Annotated in this window: 24 protein-coding genes and 1 tRNA gene; 8 read left to right on the forward strand and 17 right to left on the reverse strand. The window is 57.8% G+C overall.

All coding sequences use genetic code 11. The annotated features are described in order from the left end of the window. The first annotated feature begins 72 nt into the window (after positions 1-72). The 3 genes from ACR0AP_RS08035 (at position 73) to ACR0AP_RS08045 (ending at position 3,327) form a co-directional block, all read left to right on the forward strand. Positions 73-1,632, forward strand: a complete 1,560-nt coding sequence (locus ACR0AP_RS08035) for a trimethylamine methyltransferase family protein (RefSeq protein ID WP_480506327.1) — start codon at positions 73-75, stop codon at positions 1,630-1,632. Positions 1,633-1,750: 118 nt separating this feature from the next. Further along, positions 1,751-2,338, forward strand: a complete 588-nt coding sequence (locus tag ACR0AP_RS08040) for a heme NO-binding domain-containing protein (protein ID WP_480506328.1) — start codon at positions 1,751-1,753, stop codon at positions 2,336-2,338. After that, complete coding sequence (locus ACR0AP_RS08045) at positions 2,335-3,327, forward strand: diguanylate cyclase domain-containing protein (protein ID WP_480506329.1); 993 nt, start codon at positions 2,335-2,337, stop codon at positions 3,325-3,327. Before ACR0AP_RS08040 ends, ACR0AP_RS08045 begins: the two co-directional genes overlap by 4 nt. Before the next feature lie 38 nt (positions 3,328-3,365). Here ACR0AP_RS08045 and ACR0AP_RS08050 read toward each other — a convergent pair whose 3' ends face one another. The 8 genes from ACR0AP_RS08050 to ACR0AP_RS08085 all read right to left on the reverse strand — a co-directional run bounded on the left by ACR0AP_RS08050 (position 3,366) and on the right by ACR0AP_RS08085 (position 10,925). After that, complete coding sequence (locus tag ACR0AP_RS08050) at positions 3,366-4,064, reverse strand: CbiX/SirB N-terminal domain-containing protein (RefSeq protein ID WP_480481766.1); 699 nt, start codon at positions 4,062-4,064, stop codon at positions 3,366-3,368. Between the two features lie 61 nt (positions 4,065-4,125). Beyond that, positions 4,126-5,058: an AEC family transporter gene (locus ACR0AP_RS08055; protein WP_480506330.1), complete on the reverse strand. Its 933-nt coding sequence runs from the start codon at positions 5,056-5,058 to the stop codon at positions 4,126-4,128. Between the two features lie 33 nt (positions 5,059-5,091). Next, positions 5,092-5,910, reverse strand: a complete 819-nt coding sequence (locus tag ACR0AP_RS08060; protein WP_480506331.1) for an MBL fold metallo-hydrolase — start codon at positions 5,908-5,910, stop codon at positions 5,092-5,094. After that, complete coding sequence (locus tag ACR0AP_RS08065) at positions 5,907-6,713, reverse strand: TatD family hydrolase (RefSeq protein ID WP_480506332.1); 807 nt, start codon at positions 6,711-6,713, stop codon at positions 5,907-5,909. Before ACR0AP_RS08065 ends, ACR0AP_RS08060 begins: the two co-directional genes overlap by 4 nt. Further along, complete coding sequence (locus ACR0AP_RS08070; RefSeq protein WP_480506333.1) at positions 6,710-7,831, reverse strand: DNA polymerase III subunit delta'; 1,122 nt, start codon at positions 7,829-7,831, stop codon at positions 6,710-6,712. The genes ACR0AP_RS08065 and ACR0AP_RS08070 overlap by 4 nt, the downstream gene beginning before the upstream one ends. A 3-nt stretch (positions 7,832-7,834) precedes the next feature. Then, on the reverse strand, positions 7,835-8,461 hold the full coding sequence (gene tmk, locus ACR0AP_RS08075) for a dTMP kinase (RefSeq protein ID WP_267362759.1): 627 nt from the start codon (positions 8,459-8,461) through the stop codon (positions 7,835-7,837). Then, positions 8,458-9,624 carry a D-alanyl-D-alanine carboxypeptidase family protein gene (locus ACR0AP_RS08080; protein WP_480506334.1) on the reverse strand — a complete coding sequence of 389 codons (1,167 nt, stop codon included), beginning with the start codon at positions 9,622-9,624 and terminating at the stop codon, positions 8,458-8,460. The genes tmk and ACR0AP_RS08080 overlap by 4 nt, the downstream gene beginning before the upstream one ends. A 17-nt stretch (positions 9,625-9,641) precedes the next feature. After that, the gene (locus ACR0AP_RS08085) at positions 9,642-10,925 is read right to left on the reverse strand and encodes an SPOR domain-containing protein (protein ID WP_480506335.1); all 1,284 of its coding nucleotides are present in this window, start codon (positions 10,923-10,925) and stop codon (positions 9,642-9,644) included. Positions 10,926-11,127: 202 nt separating this feature from the next. Between ACR0AP_RS08085 and ACR0AP_RS08090 the strand changes: the two genes are divergently transcribed. Beyond that, a tRNA-Ser gene (locus ACR0AP_RS08090) sits at positions 11,128-11,217 on the forward strand. A 372-nt stretch (positions 11,218-11,589) separates the two neighbouring features. Here ACR0AP_RS08090 and ACR0AP_RS08095 read toward each other — a convergent pair. The 3 genes from ACR0AP_RS08095 to ACR0AP_RS08105 are packed head-to-tail and all read right to left on the reverse strand — an operon-like array spanning position 11,590 to position 13,912. Next, positions 11,590-13,272: a recombinase family protein gene (locus tag ACR0AP_RS08095; RefSeq protein WP_480506336.1), complete on the reverse strand. Its 1,683-nt coding sequence runs from the start codon at positions 13,270-13,272 to the stop codon at positions 11,590-11,592. Continuing rightward, positions 13,269-13,685 carry a DUF2924 domain-containing protein gene (locus ACR0AP_RS08100; RefSeq protein WP_480506337.1) on the reverse strand — a complete coding sequence of 139 codons (417 nt, stop codon included), beginning with the start codon at positions 13,683-13,685 and terminating at the stop codon, positions 13,269-13,271. Before ACR0AP_RS08100 ends, ACR0AP_RS08095 begins: the two co-directional genes overlap by 4 nt. Beyond that, positions 13,682-13,912, reverse strand: coding sequence for a DUF3489 domain-containing protein (locus ACR0AP_RS08105; protein ID WP_480506338.1), 231 nt, complete (start codon positions 13,910-13,912; stop codon positions 13,682-13,684). The genes ACR0AP_RS08100 and ACR0AP_RS08105 overlap by 4 nt, the downstream gene beginning before the upstream one ends. A gap of 463 nt (positions 13,913-14,375) precedes the next feature. On the opposite strand from ACR0AP_RS08105, the gene ACR0AP_RS08110 reads away from it, so the two are divergent. The 4 genes from ACR0AP_RS08110 (at position 14,376) to ACR0AP_RS08125 (ending at position 19,200) form a co-directional block, all read left to right on the forward strand. Continuing rightward, complete coding sequence (locus ACR0AP_RS08110; RefSeq protein WP_480506339.1) at positions 14,376-15,770, forward strand: site-specific DNA-methyltransferase; 1,395 nt, start codon at positions 14,376-14,378, stop codon at positions 15,768-15,770. Then, entirely contained in the window at positions 15,763-16,197 is a 435-nt protein-coding gene (locus tag ACR0AP_RS08115) for a DUF5681 domain-containing protein (protein ID WP_480506340.1), read from the forward strand. Before ACR0AP_RS08110 ends, ACR0AP_RS08115 begins: the two co-directional genes overlap by 8 nt. Continuing rightward, positions 16,184-17,662, forward strand: a complete 1,479-nt coding sequence (gene terL / locus ACR0AP_RS08120; protein ID WP_480506341.1) for a phage terminase large subunit — start codon at positions 16,184-16,186, stop codon at positions 17,660-17,662. The genes ACR0AP_RS08115 and terL overlap by 14 nt, the downstream gene beginning before the upstream one ends. A gap of 152 nt (positions 17,663-17,814) precedes the next feature. Next, on the forward strand, positions 17,815-19,200 hold the full coding sequence (locus ACR0AP_RS08125; protein WP_480506342.1) for an IS1182 family transposase: 1,386 nt from the start codon (positions 17,815-17,817) through the stop codon (positions 19,198-19,200). Positions 19,201-19,398: 198 nt separating this feature from the next. Here the strand turns inward: ACR0AP_RS08125 and ACR0AP_RS08130 are convergent, their stop codons facing one another. The 6 genes from ACR0AP_RS08130 to ACR0AP_RS08155 are packed head-to-tail and all read right to left on the reverse strand — an operon-like array spanning position 19,399 to position 26,096. Continuing rightward, positions 19,399-20,784, reverse strand: coding sequence for a M20 family metallopeptidase (locus ACR0AP_RS08130; RefSeq protein ID WP_480472952.1), 1,386 nt, complete (start codon positions 20,782-20,784; stop codon positions 19,399-19,401). Positions 20,785-20,796: 12 nt separating this feature from the next. Further along, a complete protein-coding gene (locus tag ACR0AP_RS08135; RefSeq protein WP_480472950.1) occupies positions 20,797-22,203 on the reverse strand; it encodes an amidohydrolase in 1,407 nt (468 codons plus the stop codon). A 20-nt stretch (positions 22,204-22,223) separates the two neighbouring features. Continuing rightward, a complete protein-coding gene (locus ACR0AP_RS08140) occupies positions 22,224-23,228 on the reverse strand; it encodes an ABC transporter ATP-binding protein (RefSeq protein WP_480473306.1) in 1,005 nt (334 codons plus the stop codon). After that, positions 23,225-24,202: an ABC transporter ATP-binding protein gene (locus ACR0AP_RS08145; protein ID WP_480472948.1), complete on the reverse strand. Its 978-nt coding sequence runs from the start codon at positions 24,200-24,202 to the stop codon at positions 23,225-23,227. The genes ACR0AP_RS08140 and ACR0AP_RS08145 overlap by 4 nt, the downstream gene beginning before the upstream one ends. After that, positions 24,199-25,122: an ABC transporter permease gene (locus ACR0AP_RS08150; protein WP_480472946.1), complete on the reverse strand. Its 924-nt coding sequence runs from the start codon at positions 25,120-25,122 to the stop codon at positions 24,199-24,201. The genes ACR0AP_RS08145 and ACR0AP_RS08150 overlap by 4 nt, the downstream gene beginning before the upstream one ends. Beyond that, positions 25,119-26,096 carry an ABC transporter permease gene (locus ACR0AP_RS08155; protein ID WP_480473304.1) on the reverse strand — a complete coding sequence of 326 codons (978 nt, stop codon included), beginning with the start codon at positions 26,094-26,096 and terminating at the stop codon, positions 25,119-25,121. The genes ACR0AP_RS08150 and ACR0AP_RS08155 overlap by 4 nt, the downstream gene beginning before the upstream one ends. Between the last annotated feature and the right edge of the window lie 33 nt (positions 26,097-26,129).

Raw genomic sequence — 26,129 nt, forward strand, 5'->3', positions numbered from 1 at the left:
CTCTGTCGCAGATGGAGCGGCCAGAAATGCGTCTTCGGGTCTTGCTTGTATCAAGCCAGAACGGAGGCAACCATGGCCGAGACCAACACACGCAAACGCCGCGGCGGAGGACGCGCAGGTGCGGCAGCACGCAGGGGCAGCGCGGTGATTGACCAGATGCCGTGGGACCCACCCATCAATATAGATCGCCCGACTGAACCGCTGGATCAGGCCGGGATCGAAGCGATCCATGAAGGGGCCATGCGAATTCTGGAAGAAATCGGGATCGAATTCTACAACGAAGAGGCAATCGGCATCCTGCGTGAGGCGGGGTGCACGATCAATGGTGACAACGTCCGCATGGGGCGCGATTTCGTCATGGAGATGATCGCCAAGGCGCCCAGCCAGTTTTCCATCACGCCCCGCAATGTTGACCACAGGATCGAGATCGGTGGAAAGAACATCCTGTTTGGCAACGTTTCGTCGCCGCCCAATTACTGGGACATGGAGATTGGAAAGAAAGTGCCCGGCAATCGCGAGATGTGCCAGAATCTTCTGAAACTGACGCAGTACTTCAACTGTATTCACTTCGCAGGCGGATATCCTGTAGAACCCGTCGATATTCATGCCAGCGTCCGGCATCTGGATGTGCTGTATGACAAGCTGACCCTGACCGACAAGGCGATGCACGCTTATTCGTTGGGTAAGGAACGTGTCGAAGATGTGATGGAAATGGTGCGCATCGCGGGCGGTCTCAGCCATGAGGAATTCGAGGCCTCGCCACGGATGTACACCAACATCAACTCGACCTCGCCGTTGAAGCATGACCATCCGATGATTGATGGCTGCCTGAGATTGGCGCGGCGCGGGCAGGCGATTGTCGTAACCCCCTTTACGCTGGCGGGAGCAATGGCGCCCGTAACAATGGCGGGGGCGGTTGCCCAGTCTCTGGCCGAAGCCTTATGCGCTATCGCTTTGTTCCAATATGTGCGCCCCGGTATTCCCTGCGTAATCGGAACGTTCACGTCGAACGTGGACATGAAATCAGGCGCGCCCGCTTTCGGGACGCCGGAATACATGCGCTCGACCCAGATGACCGGGCAGATGGCGCGATATTATGGGCTGCCGCTGCGTTCATCCGGTGTGTGTGCGGCCAATGTGCCAGACGGGCAATCCGTGTGGGAAACCTCGAATTCGCTCTGGGCGGCCGTGCAGTCGGGCACCAACATGGTGTACCACGCCGCCGGTTGGCTGGAAGGCGGCCTGATCGCAAGCCCGGAAAAATTCATTATGGATTGCGAGGTTTTGCAGCAAATTCAGCGGTATATGAACCCTGATCTGACCGCGACCGGGCCGGATGAGATTGCTTTGGATGCCATCCGCGCGGTTGGCAATGACGGTCACTTTTTTGGAATCCAGCATACACAGGACCGCTACACCACGGCCTTCTACCAGCCTTTCCTGAGCGACTGGAAGAACTATGAAGGCTGGGAGGCCGCAGGCGGCATCTGGACGGCTGAGCGTGCGCATCACATGTTCAAAGAGATCATCTCGAGCTTTGAGGCCCCTCCGATGGACGATGGTATCCGCGAGGAACTGGCCGAGTTTGTCGAACGCCGCAAGGCTGAAGGCGGTGCGCCGACAGACTTCTGACATGGTGAGTAGTGTCGGTTTGATACTCCGTTGTACTCACAGCAACTCGGGGCGGATTTTGGCTATTTGTTAAGGTTTCTCAGACCACAGTGCCAAGGACACCAATCTGAGGCATCCGATGCATGGTCTGATCAACCGGGCGATACAGTCTTTTGTCGGCGCAACCTATGGGCAATCCTGTTGGGTTCGCGTGACCGAAGGTGCGCGGCTGGGGTTTGTCGAGTTTGAAGCCATGCTCATCTATGATGATGAAATGACGACCCGTGTGCTCGAGGCCCTGAGTATTGATCTCAACCGACCGCAGGCGGAAATCCTTGAAGATCTGGGAACATATCTGGTGTCCCACCCGAATATGGAAGGGCTGCGCCGACTGCTCAGGTTTGGGGGTGTCACCTATGTCGAGTTCCTTCATTCCCTCGATGATCTTACGGATCGTGTAAGACTGGCTGTCTCTGATCTGAATTTGCCTGCGCTTGAGTTGAGAGAGCTTTCAGCCACGGAATACCAGTTGTGCTGCCTTCCGGATATGCCGGGATTTTCCAGTGTTATGGTCGGGGTCCTGCGCGCGATGGCCGATGATTATGGCGCGCTGGTGATGCTGTCGCATGAGGGTCGGCAGGAGTGTTGTGAAATCATTTCAATCATTTTGGTCGAAAGCGCCTTTGCCGAGGGGCGCCATTTTGATCTGGGGGCTCGGAACAGATGACACATACTCAGGAACTGGCAGATCTTCTGGAAACACTTTGCCCGATGTTTTTGTTGGTGGACCGCAGCGGATGCATTCAACAAGCGGGCCCGACATTGCAAAAGTTGCGGCCCGAGTTGCCTTTGGTCGGGCTGGGGGTTCTGGACGTGTTCGAGCTGATCCGCCCCAGAACAGTCACCACCCTTCCCGCATTGATGTCGATGGCCGGTGCCAAACTGCATCTGAGATTTCGCGATGAACCGCGTACGACCCTGAAAGGTCTGGTCGCACCCTTGCCCGAGTCAGGCGGTGCAGTCATCAATCTGTCATTCGGTATTTCGATTTTGGACGCGGTTCGGGATTACGCCCTGACGAGCGCGGATTTTTCCGGCACCGACCTGGCGATCGAGCTGCTGTATCTGGTCGAAGCCAAATCCGCCGCGATGGAAGCATCCCGTTCACTTAATCTCAGGCTTCAGGGGGCAATGCTGGCCGCGGAAGAGCAGGCATATACCGATACATTGACGGGATTGAAGAACCGTCGAGCGATGGATCATTTGCTGGGGCATCTGATCCTGGCAAATTCTACATTCGCCCTTATGCATCTGGATCTGGACTTCTTCAAATCCGTGAATGATCGGCTGGGCCATGCAGCCGGGGATTACGTTTTGCAACAGGCGGCCCGCATCATGCTTGAAGAGACGCGTGGCGACGATACGGTTGCGCGGGTTGGCGGGGATGAGTTTGTCATTATTTTCAAAGACCTGACGCGGGAAGAAACTCTGGAGTCCATCGCGGGGCGCCTGATCGCGAGGTTGAATGAACCCATGATGTTTCAGGACCAACCGTGCTGTATCTCTGCAAGTATCGGAACGGCCTTATCCACCCAGTTCAAGGTTGCCAAAGCCGCTGACATCCTTCACGCCGCCGACGTTGCCCTTTATCAGGCCAAGCGAGATGGCCGGTCCTGCCATCGCCTGTATTCCACTCTGATCAAAGCGCAAACCTGAGTTTTGCCTGTTTTCGGGTCAAAGATCTCAGCAAATTATCACGCGAGCTGAACGGCCTTTGTTACCTGCTTGGCAATCTGGTGCCGGATGGGTGGCAGTTCTCCAACCACTGGCAGCAGAACGCCTTTGAACCCTGCTTGGCTCAATCCGGCGGGTACGTCTTCAATTGCGTGCCCCCCGGTGCAGGCAAAGAACGGAAGGCACAGTGCCTGGGCCCCCGTGCCGGTTGCGGCATCGGAAATGGATGGCGGCTCTTCAACAAACCCAACGCGGACAGATTTGAAAACCAGCATTTCCTCAAGTTGAGATGCGAAGTTCAGTGCCACGGCCGACGGGTTTCGGCTACGCCCCGACCCATGTGCGGCAATGACCAGATCGGTCGACGCAGTTACCCAATTTCTTTCGGACAACTCAGATTGCAGGGCTTGCGCGGTCATTTCCGGTAGCTCTGGGTCAACACCCAATGGGTCTAGGATGCGCGCTTTGTGATCCCCTAACCGCTTGGGCAAAGCGCTGGTGACAAACCACCCATTTGCCATGAAAAGCGGATAGATGACCGTGTTCTCCGGCAGGCTGTTCAGCTTAGCCTCGAACGCGCCGGGCGCGGCCAGAGTTGCTGAATGCACCGTTACATGCTCGGTCAGGGCGTCGACTGTAGCCGCAAAGGCAGCCAGAGCAGCCTCGGCCGGTTCCGGATCGGACGGCTGGCCATGTGCGACGATGATGGCATGTGGCATTTGGATCTCCTGACACGATATGCGTTAGGTGCCTCTGTGCGAACCGAAGTCAACACTACTGTTAGCCCAGAACCGTTAGCCAAAGCCAGACAGTCAGGATGGATGTGGCTGTCCCAATGAGAACAGCCGAAGCTGCCACCCGCTTGGCGCGGCCATACATGTTAGCAAAGATATAGGCGTTGAACCCCGGCGCCATGGCTGCGTTCAACACGCCCGAGCGGAACAGATCCTGTGGCAGCCCTGTGGATTTGCCGAATATCCACACAAGGCTGGGATGCAGCATCAGCGAGATACAGCAAACAAAAGCGATGGTGCGCAGATCACCTTCGGGTTTGTATTTGACTAGTACCCCGCCCAGTGCAAACAGGGCGCCGGGCAGGGCGGCCCGCGTGATCAGACCAAGGGCTTCGTCCACCACAGCCGGGATGGCCAACCCGGACAGATTAACCACGAATCCCAGTGCAATACCAAGGATCAGCGCGTTCTTGAACATTGCGGACAGAACGGAACGCGCCATGCGTACGCCACCGTTTCCGCGATTGCGGACAACCTCCATCACCGTGATCCCCACGCCGTAACAAAAGGGGGAATGGAAGGCGATAATCGCATAATTACCTGTCAGGTTCTCGGGACCATAAGCGCGTTCAGTAATCGGCAATCCCAGCAGAACCGAGTTAGAGAACAGGCAACAAAACCCGATTGCCACGCAGTCTTCCCATTCGCGGCCGAAAAGGATGCGCGCACCAAAAAGGCCAGTGATGAAACACAGGGCGGCGGCAGAATAGAAACTTGCCAAAAGCCGGGGATCGAAACTGGCGCTGAGGTCCAGATGCGCGATGGCAAGAAACAACAGGCATGGGATCGCGAACCCTTGAGTAAATCTCATCAGCCCGTCGACATGGTCTTCTTTGAAATATCCTGTTCGTGTTGCCGTGTAACCGGCGCCGATCACAAGAAAGACAGGAAGAATGACGTCAATCAGACTTTGCAGCATTTGGCCCCCGTGCAACGGCCAGGTTGCGATATCTTATGCAAAAGGAACAGGGGCCTGAAACGCGTGATGTATCACCATCCCGTCATAGGCGGGGGTGATATTGTCCGGAGTTTCTGCATCGACGGTCATATAGTCCAGATCGATATGCATGTTGGTTAGTATCGCCTGTTTTGGTTGCAGCTTCTCAATCCACTCAAGCGTTTTTTCCAGATGTGCATGTGTGGGATGAGGGCTTCGGCGCAGGGCGTCGATTATAAGATATTCCAACCCTTCCATTTCAGGCCATGCGTCGTCGTATATTTCGGCAACATCCGGCAAATAGGCGAGCCGTCCCATGCGAAAACCTAGAGAATCTATCGAGCCGTGATTGACCTTGAATGGACGAAACGGAATGGGCCCGCCCGGTCCGTCGATTTCGAACGGCCCGTCGATGGACTTGAGGTCGAGGATCGGAGGATAAGGTGACCCTTCGGGTTGAATGAAGGCGTATCCAAACCGCCCCAGCAGGGCGTTCTGAGTATCACCATCAGCCCAGACCGGTACACGGGTTTTCATGTTGAACACGATCATGCGCAGGTCGTCGATTCCATGGACATGATCCGCGTGAGAGTGTGTATAGACTACACCATCAAGCCGCCCGGTGCCCGTGTCCAGCAACTGGCTGCGCATGTCCGGGGTCGTATCAATCAACACTGAGGTTGTGCCGCCGGGGCCGTCACGCTCGACAAGCAGGGAACAGCGCCGGCGAATGTTCCTGGGGTTAGCAGGATCGCAAGCACCCCAGTGGCCACCCAACCGGGGTACGCCGCCTGACGATCCGCAGCCCAGAATGGTAAATCGCAATTCGGTCATGCAGCGGCCCTGTTCGTTGCCGCCTTGCTGAACAGCCGGTCAAAGTTCGCCTGAGTTTGGGCGGCAAAAGCCGGATACTCCAGACCGAACACTTCAGCCCCTTTTCGGGCTGTATGTGCGGTATAGGCCGGTTCGTTTCGCTTGCCACGATAAGGGGGCGGCGCAAGATAGGGCGCATCGGTTTCCACCAGAATGCGATCCACCGGCGCGCTTGCGAAAATGTCGCGCAACTCGTGGCTTTTGGGAAAGGCCGCAATGCCGGACATGGACAGATAAAATCCCAGATCCAGCGCGGCTTTGGCCAGCTCGGCCGAGGACGAGAAACAGTGCATCACGCAGGAATAAGGCGCATTGCGATACTCTTCGGCCAGAATTCGGGCCATATCGTCGTCTGCCGCGCGGGCATGAATGATCAAAGGCAACCCTGTGCGCTGGGCGGCTTCAATATGAATGCGCAGGGATTGCTTCTGAAGCTCAGCGCTATCGGCTGTGTAGTGGTAATCCAGACCGGATTCGCCGATGCCCACAAATTTCGGGTGCTGTGCCAACGCGACCAGTTCATCGACCGAGACCATAGGCTCGTCTGCGGCGCTCATCGGGTGGGTGCCTGCGGCGTAGAATACCGGTGCATGGGCCTCGGCAATTGCACGGACCGTAGGTTCATTGCGCAGTTTGGTGCAAATCGTCACCATCCGGGTCACGCCAGCCTCAGCCGCGCGCGAGATGATGTCGTCCAACTGACCGTCAAAATCCGGGAAGTCCAGATGGCAATGACTGTCGGTGATCTGGGGGATGTCGCTCATCTGACCTGGCCGGCGGTTTCCTGTATCTTGAACACCGTATCTAGGACCAGAGCGGCAGGGTCAAGGTTCACCGCCTGACCATGTCGCGCGCGGGCTGTGATTGTCGCGGCGACTTCGGCCCAGCGACGGGCCTGATCCGAAGAATTCGACAGTCTGGCCAGCGTTTCAGCTTCATTCGGGGCGGCCTCAGAGGTCGGCGGTGCGCCGGTTGCCCCGGTCAGGGCCAGCCGAGACAAGGCAACATCGATCAGTGTCAGCAGCAGATCAAAGCGCTCGGCTGCGCCACGTTGGGCCGCAGCCTCGGCCAGGGCCAGTGCGCGCTGGCGGTCAAGGCGGGGCAGGGTACCCAGAATGGCAATCAGCTCGGCATAGATTTCAAGCCCACCAAGATTGATCAGGCGAACCGCGCCCCCGACCGAGCCAGCGGCCAAAGAAGCCAGATGTTCGGGTTGCGCTGGTAAGGTCGTCCCGGTTTGCGACAGCGCGTCCTGCATATCCCCGGCACTCAGGGGGCCTAGACGTAGGGTGCGGCAACGAGAACGGATAGTTGGCAGCAAGCGCGAGGGTTGGTGCGACACCAGCAAAAGGGTTGTACGCGCCGGAGGTTCTTCTAACATCTTCAGTAACGCGTTGGCGGCGCTGACATTCATCTCATCCGCTGAATCCACGATTACGACCCGGCGCCCACCATCGGCAGAGGACAGGCCAAAGAACTTTCCCAGTTTTCGGATGTCATCTACAATGATTTCGTTGCGCAGCCGCCCCTGATCATTCAGCGACCGGGCTATCGCGGCCAATCCCGGCTCGGCCCCGGCCAGAATGCGACGTGACACCGGGTGGTCGCGATCAATGTCGAGCGTCTCTGGCGGTGGCGGCGCGCCAAACAGCCCACCGTCGTTTGCCAAAGGTGTTGCCAGCAAGAACCGCGCAATCCGCCAGGCCAACGTTGCCTTGCCGACGCCACGCGGCCCGGTCAGCAACCAGCCGTGGTGCAGCCGGTCCGAGTTGTAGGCGGTCAGAAACGCCTGTTCCGCCGCATCCTGACCAAAAAGCCGGGCGGTCTCGCGGGGATGCGGCGCACCGGGCACCTGATCCGGAGAGGGGATTTCGTCATTCATCGTCTATCGCAAAGCAGCCTGGACGATTTCTGTCACATCCTGCGCAACGCTGTCCATGTCCCGGTTACCGTCCACCACGCGGAAACGGTCGGAAAACTCATGGGCCAGTGCCAGAAAGCCCGCCCGCATTTTCCTTTGTAGGTCCGGGCCGAAATCTTCGAACCGTTCTTCCGCGCCTTGCCGCCCTTTGGCGCGGGACAGGCCGGTATCGGGGTCCATGTCGATCAGCAGCGTCAAGTCCGGCTCGCGCTTGATCATCAGGCTGTGCAGCTGATCAACAAGGCCGCGCAGATCGCCCCGCGACAGGCCCTGATACATACGTGTGCTGTCGGCAAAGCGGTCGCAGATCACCACTTGCCCTGCGGCAAGTGCGGGTTCGATCGTACGTTCCAGATGGTCGCGGCGGGCGGCCGTGAAAAGCAGGATTTCCGTTTCGGCCGACCAGCGGTCGGGATCACCTTCCAATACCAGGCTGCGGATTTCCTCCGCGCCGGGTGAGCCGCCCGGTTCACGCGTCAAAACGACCTCATGACCCTGCGCCCGCAGTTGATCCGCCAGCATCCGCGCCTGAGTTGACTTGCCTGATCCGTCAATGCCTTCGAAAGTCAGAAATAACCCCGCCTTGGTCACATCGACTCCAGTGGGTTATTGATCACGTCTTTCAGAACAATGCCGCCAACGGTCAGCATACGAACGACAAATCCACCAATTGCAACATCTTCCGCTGCCACCAGCGGACGTCGAATTTCCGGCAATCCTTCAGGCTTGATGACAAGCTCGGCCAGTTGCTGGCCTTTCTTGACCGGCGCATTGATAGGACCCTGATAGACAACTTCAGCCTTGACGTTTTGTGTGCCCAGAACCGGAAACAGAACCGTCAGATCGCCGTCAGGTACAAGACCAACAGTCTTTTTCTCGCCCATCCACAGCTTGGCTTCGGCTATCGGCGTTTCCGCGTTGGCAACTGTCCTCTCGACAAAATTTCGAAACGACCAGTTAACCACGGCCTCAGCCTCCTCTGCCCGTTGACCGGTGCTGTCCAGCCCGCTGAGGACAAAGATGACACGCCGGTCGCCTTGTTTGGCGGAGCCGACCAGGCCGTATCCTGCCTCCTGCGTGTGGCCGGTTTTCAGGCCATCCGCGCCGATGCTCAGTTTCAGCAACGGGTTACGGTTGCGGGCATTCGACGGCGCACGGCCATCGAATTCGAATACCTCTTCTGAAAACAGAGGGTAATATTCTGGGAAGTCGGTAATCAACCTGTCGGCCAGAACCGCCAGGTCATGAACCGACATCATATGTCCGGCGGCAGGCCACCCATTCGAATTCGCAAAGTTCGAGTTGTTCATACCCATCTGCTTGGCGCGTTGGGTCATATATCGGGCAAACCCGGCCTCTGTGCCGTCAGGGCTTAGCGCCTCGGCGAGGACCACGCAGGCGTCGTTGCCTGACAGAACGATGATGCCGCGCAGTAGGTCTTCGACCCGAACCCGGTCCTGCGTGTTCAGAAACATGGTCGAGCCGCCATAGCTCATCGCGTGTTCGGACACGGGCAGGGTTTCGTCCAGCGTCAATCTGCCGTCACGCAGCGCTTCGAAAGCTACATACAGCGTCATGAGCTTGGACATGGATGCAGGCGGCAAGGGCTGATCGGAGTCTTTTGCCAAAAGCACCGTACCGGTGGATTGATCGATCACATAAGCTGCGCGGGCAGATGTATCAAAAGCCTGAGCCGGGATTGCCAGCACGGTAAGCCCAATGGCCAGAACAGAAGTTCGCAATGAGGATAGCATCTTATGCCTCCTTGTATTTAGTCGGACACCGTGAACGCATCTTTGAAACCAAGATCCTTTACATCTTTTTGAATGGCTTTGCGTTCGGCCCGGGTTGCGGCGGGGCCAACCAGGACCCGCCATACTGTTTTGTTTTCGGTTTTCAGTTCCCGCACAACAGTCGACATGCCATTCCGACGCACTTTCTCAGCAGCGGTATTCGCATTTGCTTCGACGCTGAATGTGCCGATCTGCACAAATGGTTTGCTCAGCGACGACGCAGCGCCTGTCGCTGCCGCTGCGGCCGGAACCGCTTCGGTCGCGTCAATCGCGGATGCTGCGCCTTCGATGGGGTCTAGTGGTGTTTCGGTGATTTCAGCGGGGTCTTTCTTTTGCCACCACTTCCGTTTTGCAGGCTTTTCGGCGGGGGCCTCGACGGGCGCATCTGACAACGCTGGTGTAGCTGCGGCTGCCGCAACATCTGCGGCCACATCAGCACCGCCTGTTGCTGCACCCGCCGCAGCCACGGTGGCTCCCGCAGCTGCTGCTGCTGCTGGCTCTTTTTTCTGCCACCACTTCCGCTTGGCCGGTTTCTTTTCAGCGGGCTCTGACGGATCCTCAGTGGCCGCCGCCGCATCGGTGGTCGCTTCCGTACCTTCGGTCGCCTCGTTGGCAGAACTTGCCGCTTCCGCCGCGACCACTGCTGTACCGGCTGCTGCTGCTGGCGCCTTCTTTTGCCACCATTTCGGCTTGGCCGGTTTTTCGGTATCTGCCGCGGATGGGGCGTCGGTGGCCGCGGCGTCCGACACCGCAGCCTTATCCGTCGCCTCGTCTTCCGGTTTGGGCGCGTCCTCAGGTTGTGATTCCTTTACAGTTTCACGGCGCAGGGCGACGACACTGACCTTTGTCGGCGCGCCCGCCAGCATTCCGAGCTGTTCCGCAGCCGCAGATGAAACCTGAATCGCTGGGCCGGGCAGGTTGCGTTCACGTCGGAACAGGGCCCCTGTTACGGACTTGTTGTTTGCAGTGTTCGTAATCACGACACGCTCGGGCTGGGATACTTCCGGGTAGGCAACCCAGATACCGCCCAGCGAGGGCCTGCCATCCCAAAGCCCTGCTTCGGTGACCTGAAAAACCTCGGGGGCTTCGACGTCACGCTGCGAGCCCGAGGCCACCTCGGGAAGGAGTTCAGTTTTGTTTGAGTTTTCTTCAGGTTTTTCAGCCTCTTGAAGAATATCCTCACACCCGCTCAGAACTGTCAAAGTCAACGCCAGATACGCCAACCGTTTCGGTCCCGGGCGTGTCATGATCGCTCGCTTCATCTGCTTATCCCTTGCCTGAAGGGGTCTCGTTCTCGGAACCCCGCTGCCGGTCTGCTGGTTCTGCTTGCCAGCCTGTTTCGGTCTATTTCGGGGATCATAACGCGGCTGAAGAGTCATGGAAAGACCGCTGCGCGGGCTTCGGCAAGAAATCCCGATTTCGACTTGCCTCTGGCCGAACTTGCGCTTAGACCCTGCCTTCGACGGGGAGGTGGCAGAGTGGTCGAATGCGGCGGTCTTGAAAACCGTTGGGCGTGAGAGCGTCCCCAGGGTTCGAATCCCTGTCTCCCCGCCACTCATACCTGTCTCACTTCAGTTGTGTTTTCTGACCCGAAATTGTGTCGCAATTTCCGCGAGTTGGCGCGTGCGCTTTCAATCAGAGACGGAGCAGACTGTACATTCAGAGCGCAATTCCGGCCGCAGTCTCAGTGCCGCATTTTGGCGGGGTCGCTTTGGGCTGGATTTCCCTGATAACCTGCAATTTACAGGGAATTTTCGCGAAACAGGTCTGAGTTCCGTTATTTCACCTGTCGGAACTGTATGTTTTTCAGAGGTTTATGTTGCAAATTCCCTAAAAAGTGGAACAGGGAACTTCCTCGCGGGAACAGAGAATTGTTCCACCGGATCAGGTAGGGCAAACCCTGTATCAGGGACGCAGGATTTGAAGCTATAAAAAGCCGAACTGGCGTTCCTGTTCGGTCCAGTCAACTGGGTGGGTCACGCTGACCAGACGCTTGAGTGTGAGTTCGGGCGGCTGAGTGCCGTCGAGAATCGCGGCTTGAATCTTCGGTGAGAGAAACGCGAGCTGGGAACGGGTACGGATGAAGGCGCAGGGAACGCTCTCGCGGCGTGCAATCTCCATCAGTTGAACTCCGGATTTCAGATCTCGGGCCCAGCCATGGGCGCGGATCAGCATGGACCGGAGGTGGGGATCAGGTTGGGGTGCCATATCTCCGGCGATGACCTTGGCCTCGACGCCGCGGCGGCGCAGATCGAAAGATGCGGTGACGTGGGTGAGATCCGGGTGCAGATGGTCCGCAGCAATACCAACTGCGCTTGCCAGAGTCTTGGGGTTTAACTCGAGTTCAAAGTGTCCTCGTGCAATTTCGCCGCTGGCCAGAAGAGCAGCGCCCACATAACCGCCTTGGCGTTGAAGCCGAGTCACCAAATCGGCAATTGACGTCTGGATCACCGCGGCTGACCCAGCCTCGGGCTGCGCCAGTACTTGGTGCGCGGCGGCGGCCTCTTGAAGATGTCTGGCGATGACATCAATGACTGCGTTTTCCAGCGCCGGGCCGGGCAGTCGCCAGCCGGAGGTATCCTTGCCGCCCGAGATCAGTCGATTGGAGACGTAATAGCGCAACCGTCGGCCTTTGCGCGTGGTGTGGGTTGGCGTCAACCGATCACCAGTTTCGTCCTGCAGCAGACCAGTGAGCCAGGCGCCGGGGTCATTGGTGCGTTGGCGCGCATCAGGTGAAGGGTCTGCACGGGATCGCTGCGACGCTTCGCGCATTTTCTCCTGCACCCGGTCCCAGATGTCCTGGTCGATGATCGCCGGATGTTGCCCGTCCCAGATCTTATCCTTGTGCCGGATTTTTCCGAGGTAAACCGGGTTGCGCAGCAGATAATAGATCTGGCCGCGTGACAGCGGGCAATTCCCCTTCACGCTTCCATCCGCCCGAACAGCCCGTTTTGATCGCAGGTCTTCTGCCGTTGCCCGCTCTTCTACTTTGCGCAGGCAACCCAGCTCATCATAGAGCCCAAAGAGATGCCGGACCGTTCTGGCCTCATCCTCATTCACGACCAGCGTTCTTGCTTTTGGGTCGGGGTGGCGGTCATAGCCGAGCGGCAGGTTGCCGCCCATCCAAAGCCCCTTTTTCTTAGACGCTGCAATCTTGTCGCGAATACGTTCCGCGGTGACTTCCCGTTCAAACTGAGCAAAGGACAAGAGTACATTCAGGGTCAACCGACCCATGGATGAGGAGGTGTTGAATGCTTGTGTGACGGACACAAAAGAACAGTTCGCTTGTTCCAGCCGTTCGACCAGCTTGGAGAAGTCGGCGAGCGATCGGGTCAGCCGGTCGATCTTGTAGACCACAACCATGTCGATGCGCCCGACATCTATCTCTTCAAGAAGGCGCTGAACGGCAGGGCGCTCTAGGTTGCCGCCCGACAGGCCACCGTCATCGTAGCGGTCTGGCAAAAGGGTCCAACCTTCGTGCCGCTGGCTGGCGACATAGGCCGCGCAGGCCTCATACTGAGCGTCCAGCGAATTAAAGTCCTGGTCCAGTCCATCTTCTGAGGACTTGCGCGTATAGATCGCGCATCGGATTTTACGGCGCGGGCTCATTTGGCGATCTTTCGGGTGAGTCCGAAAAAACGCGGCCCTGACCAATGCGCGCCGGTAATCTCTCGGGCTATGGCTGAGAGCGAGCGATAGGACCGACCGTTCCAAGTGAAGCCGTCCCCTGTCACATCGACCATATGGGTCACGCCATTCCACTCGCGCAGCAGGCGCCCGCCGGGTTTAAGAGCAGGGCAGGCTGGCCGGGGTTTTTTCTCGGAACCCTTTTCCAGCGTGGCTTTGACCTGCCAGGGTAGCCCGCCATGACAGCGGGACTGCATCTCAAAGGCGATAAAACGGCGCAGGAAGGGTTGGCTGAGCATGGCGGGCGCGGGTTGATCAAACAGTTGCTGCCAAAGCGTGACCAGATCCGATCGACTCATGGCGGCCAGATCGGCGACGTCGCTGGTCTTGGTCATGACTCTTCTCCTGTTCCCGCCGTCAGGTGATACGTGGATGATCCATTTTGTTTGTCGGATGTCCGCCGTTCAATCGTCGCGCCTTTCTTCCGTAACCCACTCAATGCCGCTCGGACCGAATGAGGCTGCCACCCCGTTGCTTTGCAGAGCGCCTCAAGGCTGGCACCGTTCGGGCGACGCAACAAAGCTTGCACCTTGTCAATTTTGGTTGGTTTGGATTTGGACATGTATTGTCTCCTCTGATCTGGGGCTGGCGGAATGCCGAACCCCCGTACCGAGGAGCGCCCGAATGGCTCGGGCGTGGGTTCAGTGATGCGTGGTTCGCAGCAACAGTCCAGCTCTTTCTGGGGCAATCCGAAGAGGGCTGTGTTATGTCGGGTGTTGCTGCTGTACCCCCGATTATTCGTCAACAATCTTAATTGGTTACTTTTTGCTTGGGGGTTGCAAATGCAAAAGCCCGCGCATAGATTCTAGCCAGCCCTGCAAGGGACAAGGTCCCACGGGGAGGTGAATACATCTCCCAGGCAGCATTCGGCGCCGCATTTTTCGAAGCGGATAAGACCGAGAGCATTCGAAGGGGCAACGAACCGGATCGATTGGTCCGGAGAGTTGCTATTCGTGCTCTCTCCGAATTCCCAACACGATCCTTTCTTGTCGACGCTAACGAGCGTCAAACGAAAGGAGGCGGCAATGCCTACTAAGAAAACACAGAGCGACACCAAGGCGTCCAACACGCCGATCTGGATGGCGGACAAAGTCATCCAATCTCAGATCAGCCAGATCAAGCCCTACGCCAACAACAACCGCGTGCACGCGGCCAAGAATATCGACAAGCTGAAAGCGTCGGTGGCCAAGTTTGGCTTTGTCACCCCGATCTTGTTGGATGGTTCGGGCACAATCATCGCGGGTCATGGCCGCTATGAGGCCGCTAAAGCCCTGGGGTTGAAGTCTGTGCCGACAGTTGTCGCGGATCACTTGTCAGACGCAGAAGTGCGGGCTCTGCGCATTGCGGATAACAAGCTGGCGGAATTGTCCGACTGGAACGAAGCTGCTCTGCAGATCGAGTTTGCCGAGCTGATGGATCTCAGCCTTGATGGTGAACTGGACTTTGATCTGGATATCACCGGGTTCGAAACACCGGAGATCGACATTATCATCGACTGCGCGGATGAGGTCACGGAGACTGAAGCGGAATCTGTTGAGACGCCGAACCCTGAGGCACCCGTAATCACGGAGCCTGGCGACCTCTGGGTTCTCGGAGATCATCGCATCTTCTGCGGGGATTCCTTGCAAGCCCAGAGCTACGACGCCTTGCTGGATGGCGAGACCCCGCAGATGGTCTTTACCGATCCGCCTTACAATGTGCCGGTCAATGGGCATGTCCGTTGCGGCACCGGCGGCGATCATCGCGAATTTGCCATGGCGTCGGGAGAAATGTCGGACAGCGAGTTCCGCAGCTTTCTTTCAGGCGTGACCAACCGGCTGTTTGACTGCTTGCCGGACGGTGGCATCGCGATGATCTGCATGGACTGGCATCACATTGAAGAACTGATTGCGTCCGGCAAGGCAGGTGGCTTTGATCTCATCAATCTCTGCGTCTGGAACAAGACCAATGGCGGGATGGGCAGCCTTTATCGTTCCAAGCACGAGCTGGTTTGCATCTTCAAGAAACCAGGTGCGGCGCATATCAACAATGTCGAACTGGGAAAACACGGGCGCAACCGGACCAATGTCTGGGACTATGCCGGTGTGAACAGCTTTGGGGCAGGGCGTGAAGCGGATCTCGCTGATCATCCCACGGTGAAGCCGACAGCCTTGGTTGCAGATGCCATCATGGATGTGAGCCACCGCGGTGATGTTGTGCTGGATACCTTTGGCGGATCCGGCGCGACGTTGTTGGCAGCTGAGAAAACTGGGCGCCGGGCGCGGCTGATTGAGCTCGATCCGGCTTATGTCGATGTCGCCATCCGCCGTTGGCAGGAGATGACCGGTGAGAGCGCCGTGCACGCGGTAACAGGCCAGACGTTCGATGCGCATTCTGCGGCAACTGATGCCACCTCAGAGCTGGAGGTGGGTCATGTCTGACAATACGAAAGAGTATGAGGTCGGCTACGGCAAGCCGCCCAAAGCAACCCGGTTCCAAAAAGGGCGATCCGGAAATCCGAAAGGACGACCGAAAGCTGCCAAAGGCGTGAATGCCAGCCTGAAACGCGAACTGGAAACCAAGATCACAGTCCGCGAAGGCAACCACGAAACCCGAATTTCCAAGGCGGAGGCAATTGCAAAGCGGCTCATGGCAGGTGCTTTGAAGGGCGACACGAAATTGCTGATGGCGCTTCTTAAGGTCGACTCTGATCTGTTTGGCGGTTCAGATGATGGGAGCGGACAGGCCAGCGCTGCTTTGGAAGGGCCGGATAAGGTCGACTACGACATCCTCCGGGATTTCTTTTCCAGCCAATTGGACGGTGACGGCGGTGCGGAAGATGAGGAGGCGGAAGATGACGGCTCCTGATCCAAAAATGGTCCTGCAAGCCGCGCGCGAGGTTTGCCGGGGCAATTTCTTTCCCTTTGTTTGGCGTGTGTTTGACACGCTGCACCAAGGAACTGACCACAGCTTTGATCCGGCTTGGCATGTGCGGGCCATGTGCCATGAGTTGGACAACGTTCGCGTCGGCGAGAACAAGCGGTTGATTATCAACATTCCGCCCCGGTGCCTGAAATCGGTCACCGTGGCCGTTGCCTATGTCGCTTATCTTCTCGGTCATAACCCCAGCGCCAAGATTATTGTTGCCAGCTACGGGCTGGATCTGGCACGCAAACATTCCGAGGATTGTCGTCGGATCATGTCTGCGCGCTGGTACCGGGGAATGTTCCCTGAAACGGTCTTGGCTAAAAAGGGCAACACCTCAGAAGAAATCCGCACCACAAAGGGAGGCAGCCGTAAGGCTGTCTCCATCGGAAGTTCTGTGACTGGACATGGCGCTGACTACACCATCATCGATGACCTGCTGAAAGCCGGCGATGCGGGCTCCGAAGCTGAACTGGTCAAGGCACAGGAGTTCATTGAGGGGACCTTGCTGTCGCGCTTTGACAACCCGTCCGAAGGGCGTGTGGTTATGGTTGCACAGCGGTTGCACGAGATGGATCCGCCGGGTTATCTGCTGGACCGCGATACCTATCGGCACCTGAACCTGCCTGCCATCGCCGAAGACCATGAGACAGTGCCTCTTGGGCGCGGAAGGGTCATGTGCCGCAAACCGGGTGATCTCCTTTGCCCGTCCCGTTTGGATCAGGACACGCTGGATACCAAGCGTCGTGAAATGGGCGCAGCCGTGTTCAATTGCCAGTATCAGCAGAACCCCATTGCTCCCGACGGGTCACCCCTGCGCTGGGAGTGGTTTGGTACCTACAAGACTATCCAAGATCGCCGCTGGTATCAGCTTGTCGTTCAAAGCTGGGATACGGGGATGTCTGCGGATCCCCGGTCCGACTTCTCGGTCTGTACAACCTGGGGGTTCCGAGAAAATGCGTGGTACCTTCTCGACGTCTGGCGTGGGCAGGTGGACTACCCAGACCTGAAAGCCAAGGCACTGCAGCTTGTCAGTCGCTGGGATCCGGATCGAGTTCTGATCGAGGATGCCGCTTCTGGCAAACCGCTTTTGGACGAATTGTTTCGTGATGACCGTCGGCGCTATGAACGCATTAGACCTGACAAGGACAAGGAAACCCGGTTCCAGTCCGCGTGCGGTCCTATCGAAGAGGGCAAGGTGTATCTGCCTGCAGACGCGCCCTGGCTGGCGGCGTTCAAACGGGAACTGCAGTCCTTTCCACGCGGTCGCAATGACGATCAGGTCGACAGCTTTGCCCACTTTCTGAACTGGTCCAAGGGATTGGGATTCTACCGCGCGCTAGGCCATGATCATCAGATAAACATCGAACGTCGCGAGCGCCGTCGCGAGCGGATCAGACGGCGGTAGAACAGAAACCAAAGTTCGAGGCCGGTAGTCGGCCTAGAACCGCCCAGCGAAACCTTGGTCATTGGGTCCGAACGGCGTATTTTGTTGAAAAACTCGGGCTTGATCGGTTGGTAAGTTGCTGATTCATTTCTTCCTAAAGGGAGGGATCAGCCATGATGGGACCGAGACAGGAAGCGCAAGCGTCGCTGTTTTACGAGTCCTCGCTGGAGGATCATGTCCCGCAAGACCACCTTTTGCGCTCGATTGACCGGTTCGTCGATCTGGGCAGCATTCGCGCGCACCTTACGGATTTCTACAGCCACACGGGCCGGCCCTCCGTCGATCCCGAACTGCTGATCCGCATGCTGTTGGTTGGCTATTGCTTCGGTATTCGATCCGAGCGACGGCTCTGCGAAGAGGTGCATTTGAACCTGGCATACCGCTGGTTCTGCCGTCTCGACTTGAACGACCGGGTGCCAGACCATTCCACGTTTTCCAAGAACCGGCACGGCCGTTTCCGGGAAAGCGAACTGTTGCGTCGTCTGTTTGAGACAACTGTGGCACGCTGCATTGAGGAAGGTCTCGTCAGCGGCCAGCGCATGGCGATTGATGCCAGCCTGATCGAAGCCTATGCTAACAAACGGAACTCAACACCGAAGGAAGACTGGGACGCGGCAAGCATTGACCCGGCAGATGCGTCCCGCGCGGTCCGCGAGTATCTCGACACGCTGGACGAGGCGGCATTCGGCGCGGCCAGCGAGGTACAGCCCAAGTTCACCTCACATTCTGACCCCGCCAGCCAATGGACTGCAGCCCGCAAAGGCCCTGCATTCTTCAGCTATTCCGACAATTATCTGATTGATACGGATCACGGTGTAATCGTCGATGTCGAAGCCACCAGATCAATCCGACAGGCAGAAGTCGGTTCAACAAAGACGATGTTGAACCGGGTCAAAGACAAGTTCGACCTGCACCCAGAACGGTTAATCGCAGATACCGCTTACGGTTCCGGCCCCATGCTGGACTGGCTGGTGAAGCGCAAGATCGCGCCGCACATTCCCGTTATCGACAAAGCTGGCCGGACAGATGGCACATGGTCCCATGCAGACTTTGAATGGGATCCCGAGAACAACCAATACATCTGCCCTGAGGGCGAAGCGCTCAAGCAGTTTCGTCGCAACTACTCTGATCCGAACCGTGGCCCGACGGGCAAGGGCGTGGCCAAGTATCAGGCCCTCAAACACACCTGCCTGGCGTGCCAGTCGAAGATGAAGTGCTGCCCAAACGCCGATGCTCGCAAAATCACCCGCGAAGAACATGAAGACGCACGCGATGTGGCACGCGCCATTCGCAAAACGCCCCAATACAAAGTCTCGGCAAAGCTCCGAAAGAAGGTTGAGATGCTGTTTGCCCACCTCAAACGCATTCTCGGGCTGGGACGACTCCGATTACGTGGCCCTTGTGGTGCAACCGACGAATTCCTCCTCGCCGCCACCGCCCAGAACCTCCGAAAACTGGCCAAGATCTTTCCCGCACCGCAGCAAACGAGCAAAGCCTGACAAGAAAGGCACTCGCGCTCAGTTCGGTACGCCTCTCTCTGCGCCAGCAACACGTTGTTTTTCAACAATATGGGCGGACAGCTGACTTTCGCTGCATATGCGAGAGCAACTCTACCAATCTGTGAAAGCGGTCATTTACAGTCAGATATGCGATACACGCCCGATCCAGGTACGGATGAAGTCCTTTGTGGCGCGGGATCAGAGCGACCTGGCAAGGTCGCCAATATCCCAAAAAAGCCCGGCCATTGCGCGCAATGCATCACGCGAAACTGACTTTAACACGTGCTCGTTTGGCGCGTGCTGCGAACAGCCGCGATAGGAGTGCGGCACCCAAACCGTTGGGAGACCGAGCAAATCGGAAAAGACCTCGTTGGGCAAGGAACCGGCGAGATTTGGCAGGACATGGGGTGGCTTCCCACACGTTTTTTCAAGCGAACGCGCGACAAAAGACACCCACGGATGGTTGGGCGACGTTCGCGTTGCATCAAAGAAGCTGCGGTCATGAGGCTTGATCTGAACGATCTCAAAACCTCTCGCATCAAGGTGGCGTCGAAGGGCGGGCAGGATATCGGATTGGTTAGTGCCAACAACGAAGCGGAGCTGGCAGGCGGCTATGGCAAATCCCGAGATCGCGTTGACCGGTGCCTCGGGGACACCGCTTTTCATTGCGAGGACCGCAAAACTGTTCCAGCCGAAGACGCGTTCGGCCGGTGTCAGGCCTTCCTCTCCCCAATTCTCGTCAATCTTCGGACCACCATCCCCGCCAACCGGCAAGTTGCGCAGGGTGTCCCGGATGTCTTCAGTCAGGCTGGTCGGCCGCCATTCTGGTATTTGGATTTGGCCCCGCACATCGGTGATCGTCGAGAGGGCTTGTGCAAGGATCATCGCGGGGTCGGCAAGCAAACCGCCCCAGTTACCCGAATGGTGCGCGCCGTCTCTTAGATCAACGATGAGGTCGAACGAATTGCCGCCCCTTGCCCCCATGAACAACGTGGGCGTGTCGGACTGAAGGCGCGGCCCGTCCGATGCGATCAGGACGTCTGCGGCTAGGTTGTCCTTGTGCTTGGCGCAAAACTCCGACAACCCCGGTGATCCCATTTCTTCGCCCATTTCAATGAGAATGCGCATGTTGAAGCCGAGCGCTCCACGGGCCTCAATGACAGCGCTCAGCGCCGCCAAATTGATGAGATGCTGCCCCTTATTGTCGGCTGTTCCGCGTCCATAGAGGCGGTCGCACTCATCAACCAGTCGAAATGGGTGAAGCCCGTCGCGCCATTGATCCGTTTGCGCGCGGATCACGTCGCCATGCCCGTAGGACAGGATTGTCGGACGCGTGTCGTCCTCGATGCGCTCTGCAACCAAGATCGGTCCGGCATCGTGCACAGGGTTCGGGTAGATTTCACAGGAGAACCCGAGTCTGCTCAGGCGCGGAACGAGGGCTTCCTCAAGATAGCGCGGAAGCTCCGCGGCTTTTTCTTGTGTCTGGCTCTCCGTCTCATGGGCAACCAGTTCGCTAAGTTCTGTTGCAAATTGACCGGTGTCGAAAAACTGGGCGGCGTTGTCTATTGCAGAGGCGCGGGTCACGGTTGTTTTGCCTCAGACAGGTGGACGCACGTCGTCCGGGATCGGACATGTGTAAGGTGTTTGGCCCAGATGGTCTTGATGCGTCGCGCATGCAGCTTCGATGCGCGAGGGATCCTCAACCAGTCGACAAGCTGTCGCGGCCATTGCTTTTGCCGCGTAGACCATGCCTTTGTGAGCCGCGGGCGCCTTGCCTTGTGCCACTGTTTGCCACGTATGAAACGGCGTTCCTATAGCACAGGTGGCAACTCGTGCCTGAACGGTTGGGACTGCCCAACTCACGTCGCCAACATCTGTCGAGCCTTCGCCGCCATCGCTGTGGCGATCAAGAGGTGCGATGAAGTCGCAGAGTGCGAGATTTTTTTTGGGCTTAGCACCGATCCGCTTGAAGGTCGTATTGATGTCAGCGGCGGTTAATGTGGTCTGAATGTCGCGGGCAAAACTGAGATCTGCCTCGTCAAAGGCGACGGGTCCAAGTTTCTCTAGCTCGTGCTGCATGGTTTCTTCCAAAGGACGGTTGCCAAGCAGGTTTGAAACGCCGGAAAAGACCTGGCTGGTAACTTGCGTTCCTGTCATCAGCGCCGCGCCGTCCGCAATCTTTCGGACGCGCGTAACCAAATCGGCGAGGTCCGGTAGCGAGCTGGCGCGGACGAGTTGGCGCACTGTGGCCTTGGCCTGCACCACGTTCGGCGCAACACCACCTGCATCGAGATAGGCGTAGTGAACCCGGGCGCTGTCGGGCATGTGCTCGCGCAGGTAATTTACACCGATGTTCATCAGTTCAACCGCATCAAGCGCCGACCTACCCAATTCCGGTGCACCCGCCGCATGGGCAGCTTTTCCATGAAAAGTGAAATCGATCCGGGTGTTCGCGAGCGATCTGGCCTCATTCACGCCTGTGAAGGTCGCTGGATGCCACGAGATGGCTGCGTCGACATCATCGAACAGTCCTTCGCGCACCATGTATGTCTTGGCCGCGCCCCCTTCTTCAGCGGGGCAGCCATAGTATCGCACACGGCCCTTGATGCCGTTTTCGGCCAGCCAGTCTTTCACCGCCGTCGCGGCCAAGAGTGCGGCGGCCCCTAAAAGATTGTGACCACACCCATGCCCGTTGCCGCCCTCTTCAAGCGGCTGATGTTCAGCCACACCTGGCGCCTGGCTCAGATATGGCAGCGCATCGAACTCGCCGAGGATGGCAATCACCGGACCCTCGTCTCCTGCTTCGCCAATCACGGCCGTAGGAATGCCAGCTGCGTTCTCTGTTATCTTGAAGCCCTGAGCGCGTAACATCTGCACATGTTCGGCGACGGACTTGTACTCGGCATAAAGCGTCTCGGGCGTGTCAAAGACTCGATCTGACAAGGCGATAAAATCATCACGATGGCGGTCGACGTGGTCCCAGATCGGATCGGCGTTTTTCAAGGGGCTCTCCAGCTTCTCGTTCAAACGGTTTCGGCGTGTTCCAGCAGGCAAGCCGTTTCGCGCCCGCCGCGCCCCGCTTTCAGTTCAGGAACAGTGGTGCGGCACTCAGCGGTCGCCACCGGGCAACGCGGGTGGAAGGTACATCCAGATGGCGGATCGAGCGGCGACGGAATTTCCCCCTCAATCGGGGCAAACTCACGCCGGCGCTGATCAAGGCGCGGAGCCTCTGCAAGCAGCGCTTTCGTGTAGGGATGGCGTGGGTCCGAAAAAATTTCCTCAGTCGATGCGCTCTCGACAATGCGGCCCAGATACATGATCGCCACGCGGTCGGCGATGTGTTCGACGACGCTCAGGTCATGGCTGATGAACAGATAGGTCAGGCCCAGCTCTTCGCGCAGATCCATGAACAAGTTGATAACCTGCGCCTGGATCGACACGTCCAGCGCAGCGATGGCTTCGTCGCAGACAAGGAACTTCGGCTTCACGGCGAGCGCACGTGCAATTCCAATCCGTTGCCTCTGACCGCCGGAAAACTGATGCGCGTAACGCCGCTTGAGCGACGGGTCGAGGCCGACCTTGCGCATCACGTCGTCCACGTATTCCGCACTCTCTGCCTTGCGGACGATCCCATGCATACGCGGTGCTTCGCCGATGATATCTTCGACGCGCATTCGCGGATTTAGGCTGGCAAAGGGGTCCTGGAAGATCATCTGAATTGCGAGGGTCGCCGCGCGTTTGTCGGTGCCGTTCAACGTCGCAACATCTTTGCCTCCGTAGAACATCTGTCCGTCACTTGCAGGGTGAATGCCGGCAACAACACGTCCCAAAGTGGACTTGCCGCAGCCGGATTCGCCGACCAATCCCAGAACCTCACCCTTTTGAATCGACAGGTTCACGTTATCGACAGCATGGACCGTTTCTTCCCGGATGTTTGCGCCAAGTCGCTGTGCGATTTTCCCCGCGACGTCCAAACGTTTGGTGAAGCGCTTCGAAACGCCTCGGATTTCAACGAGCGGCTCACTCAAAGCGTCGTCTCCTTGGTGCGTTGCGGATTGAAACAGCGAAGGCTGCGGCCATCCACGTCCTTAATCGGGGGGCGCTTGGAACACGCTGCCGTTCGGGCCTGACAACGCGGTCCAAAGGCGCATCCTTCAGGCAGGGCGAGCATGTTTGGCGTCATCCCTTCGATCTGGAACAAACGCTGCCCGCGCCGGTTCGCCGTCGGAACCGATCCGAGAAGCCCGACCGTATAGGGATGCAACGGACGGTCGATAACATCGTCGATACTGCCTTGCTCAACGATCCGTCCTGCGTACATCACCGAAATCCGGTCCGCGAGCCCTGCCACAACGGCAAGGTCATGCGTGATCCAGATCATCGCGGTTCCCGTGCGTTTCGTCAGCTTCTGTGCCTCGTGGATGATCTGCGCCTGAATTGTCACGTCGAGCGCTGTCGTCGGCTCGTCGGCAATAATGAGGTCCGGCTGGTTCAAGAAGGCTGTCGCAATCGCCACGCGCTGCCGCATCCCACCGGAAAGCTGATGCGGATAGGCTTGCAATCGCTCTTCCGGCGATGGGATGCCAACCAAACCAAGCGCATCACGGCTTCTTTCCCAGGCGGTTTGGCGGCTTACGTTTTCATGGGCGAGAATGGCCTCGATCATCTGCGTATCGACGCGCAGGACCGGGTTGAGAGTCATCATCGGATCCTGAAAGATCATCGAGATTCGGTTGCCACGCAAGGTCTTGAGTCGCTCTTCCGGTGCGTTCGCGATCTCGTCACCATTAAAACGGATTGACCCATCGACGATGCGCCCGGGAGGATCGATCAGCCCAAGGATGGAAAACCCGGTGATCGACTTGCCCGACCCGGACTCACCCACCAGACCCATTACCTCGCCCTTGGAGACGGTGAAATCCACACCATCTACGGCCTTGACCACACCCGCGTGCGTGAAGAAGTGGGTCTTTAGCCCGCTGACTTCGAGTACTGCCGTCATTTCTTCAACCTCGGGTTCAAAACATCGCGCAAATGGTCGCCCACAAGGTTGATGGACACGACCGTCAGCAAGAGCGCGATGCCGGGGAAAACGGATATCCAGTAGCGCCCGGACAGCATGTACTCGAAGCCATTTGCGATCAGCACCCCAATCGACGGTTCAGTCTGTGGAAGGCCTACGCCAAGAAACGAAAGCGTCGCTTCCAATGAGATTGCGCTGGCGGTTTGCACCGTGCCAACGACGATCAGAGGCGCCATGCAATTCGGAAGGATATGGCGAAAGACGATCCGGGGTCGCGATATTCCAAGGCATTGCGCGGCTTCGACATATTCCTTGCCACGCTCGACAAGCGCGGTCGCGCGAACCGTGCGGGCGTAATAAGCCCATTGCGCGATCACGAGGGCGAGGATGATCTTGTCGACACCCTTACCAAGTGCCGCAACCATCATCAGCGCAACAAGCGATGCCGGGAACGACAGTTGAAGATCCACGATGCGCATGATGAACGCTTCGGTCCGGCCTCCGGCGTAGGCCGCGACCAGACCGATCGCCATACCGATCAGAAGGGCAATCACCCCAGATGCAAGCCCAACGGTCAGAGAAATACGCAAGCCATAGAGAATTGCCGAGTAGAGATCGCGTCCAGACCCGTCCGAACCGAGCCACATCGTGTATCCGTCGAATGCTTCGGAACCTGGAGGCAAGCGCCCATCCATGACGCTGACCTGGCCAAGATCGTAGGGGTTCTGCGGCGTGATCCAGGGTGCCAGGATGGCCAGCAGAACGATGATCAGGAATATGCCGAGCGCCGCTGTTGCGATCCTGCTTTCGAAGAACTCGGCCCGAAATCGCTGGAACGGCGTCTCGACTTTAGGGGACTTGGCGGGGGTCAGAGAATGATCTGTGACGGTGTCGGTCATGCGCCCTGATCCTGCAAACGAACCCTCGGATCGAGGATCGAGTAGAGTATGTCGACGATCAGATTGATCAGCACGAAGAACAGTACGATGATCATCAGATAGGCGACGACGACAGGCCGATCCAATTGCAGTATTGCGTCGATCAGCAGTTTGCCCATTCCCGGCCACGCGAAGATTGATTCAGTCACCACCGAGAACCCGATCAAACTACCGAATTCGAGGCCCATGACGGTCACTACCGGGATCATGATGTTTTTCATTACATGCACCAGAATGATGCGTCGGGTCGAAAGCCCTTTGGCCCGGGCATACTTCACGTAATCCTGTCCCATCGCTTCCCGGACACCCGCTCGGGTAAGGCGGATTGCCAGTGAAATCTTAAGAAGCGCTAGGTTGAGAGCAGGCAGGAAGATGTGGCTCAACCCATCGAGCGTAAAAAGGCTGCTGTGAATCCCAAGAAACGAGCCGATATCGCCGCGCCCTGTCGCTGGGAGCCATCTAAGTTCTACGGCAAACAGCATGATGAGCATAAGCCCGACCCAGAAGGTCGGCAGCGAAAACCCAAGGATTGAGCCAGCCATAATGCCCTTGGACAGCGGGCTGTCGGGATAGAGCCCGGCATAAAGACCCAATGGAATACCGATCACGATAGCAAGAAAGAGTGCACTGAAGGCCAGTTCCATCGTGGCAGGCATATGGTGCAGGATCAGTTTGAGCGCGGGCTCACCGAAGACGAAACTGTCGCCGAGGTCACCCTGTGCAGCACCTTTGAGGAACAACCAGTACTGTTCCCAAATAGGCCGATCCAATCCAAGCCGTCGAATTGCAGCTTCGATGTCAGCCTGATCCGCGTCGGGGCTGACCAGCATGTAGACCGGGTCACCAACGATATTGACGCCGAAAAAGACAATCACCGACATCAGGAAGACAACAAGCATTGCTTGCTGCAATCGGCGAATGACAAAAACGGTCATGAGGACATTCCCTGGGCAAAGGCTCCGGGCCGC

This window comes from Ruegeria sp. AF7 (assembly GCF_056541885.1).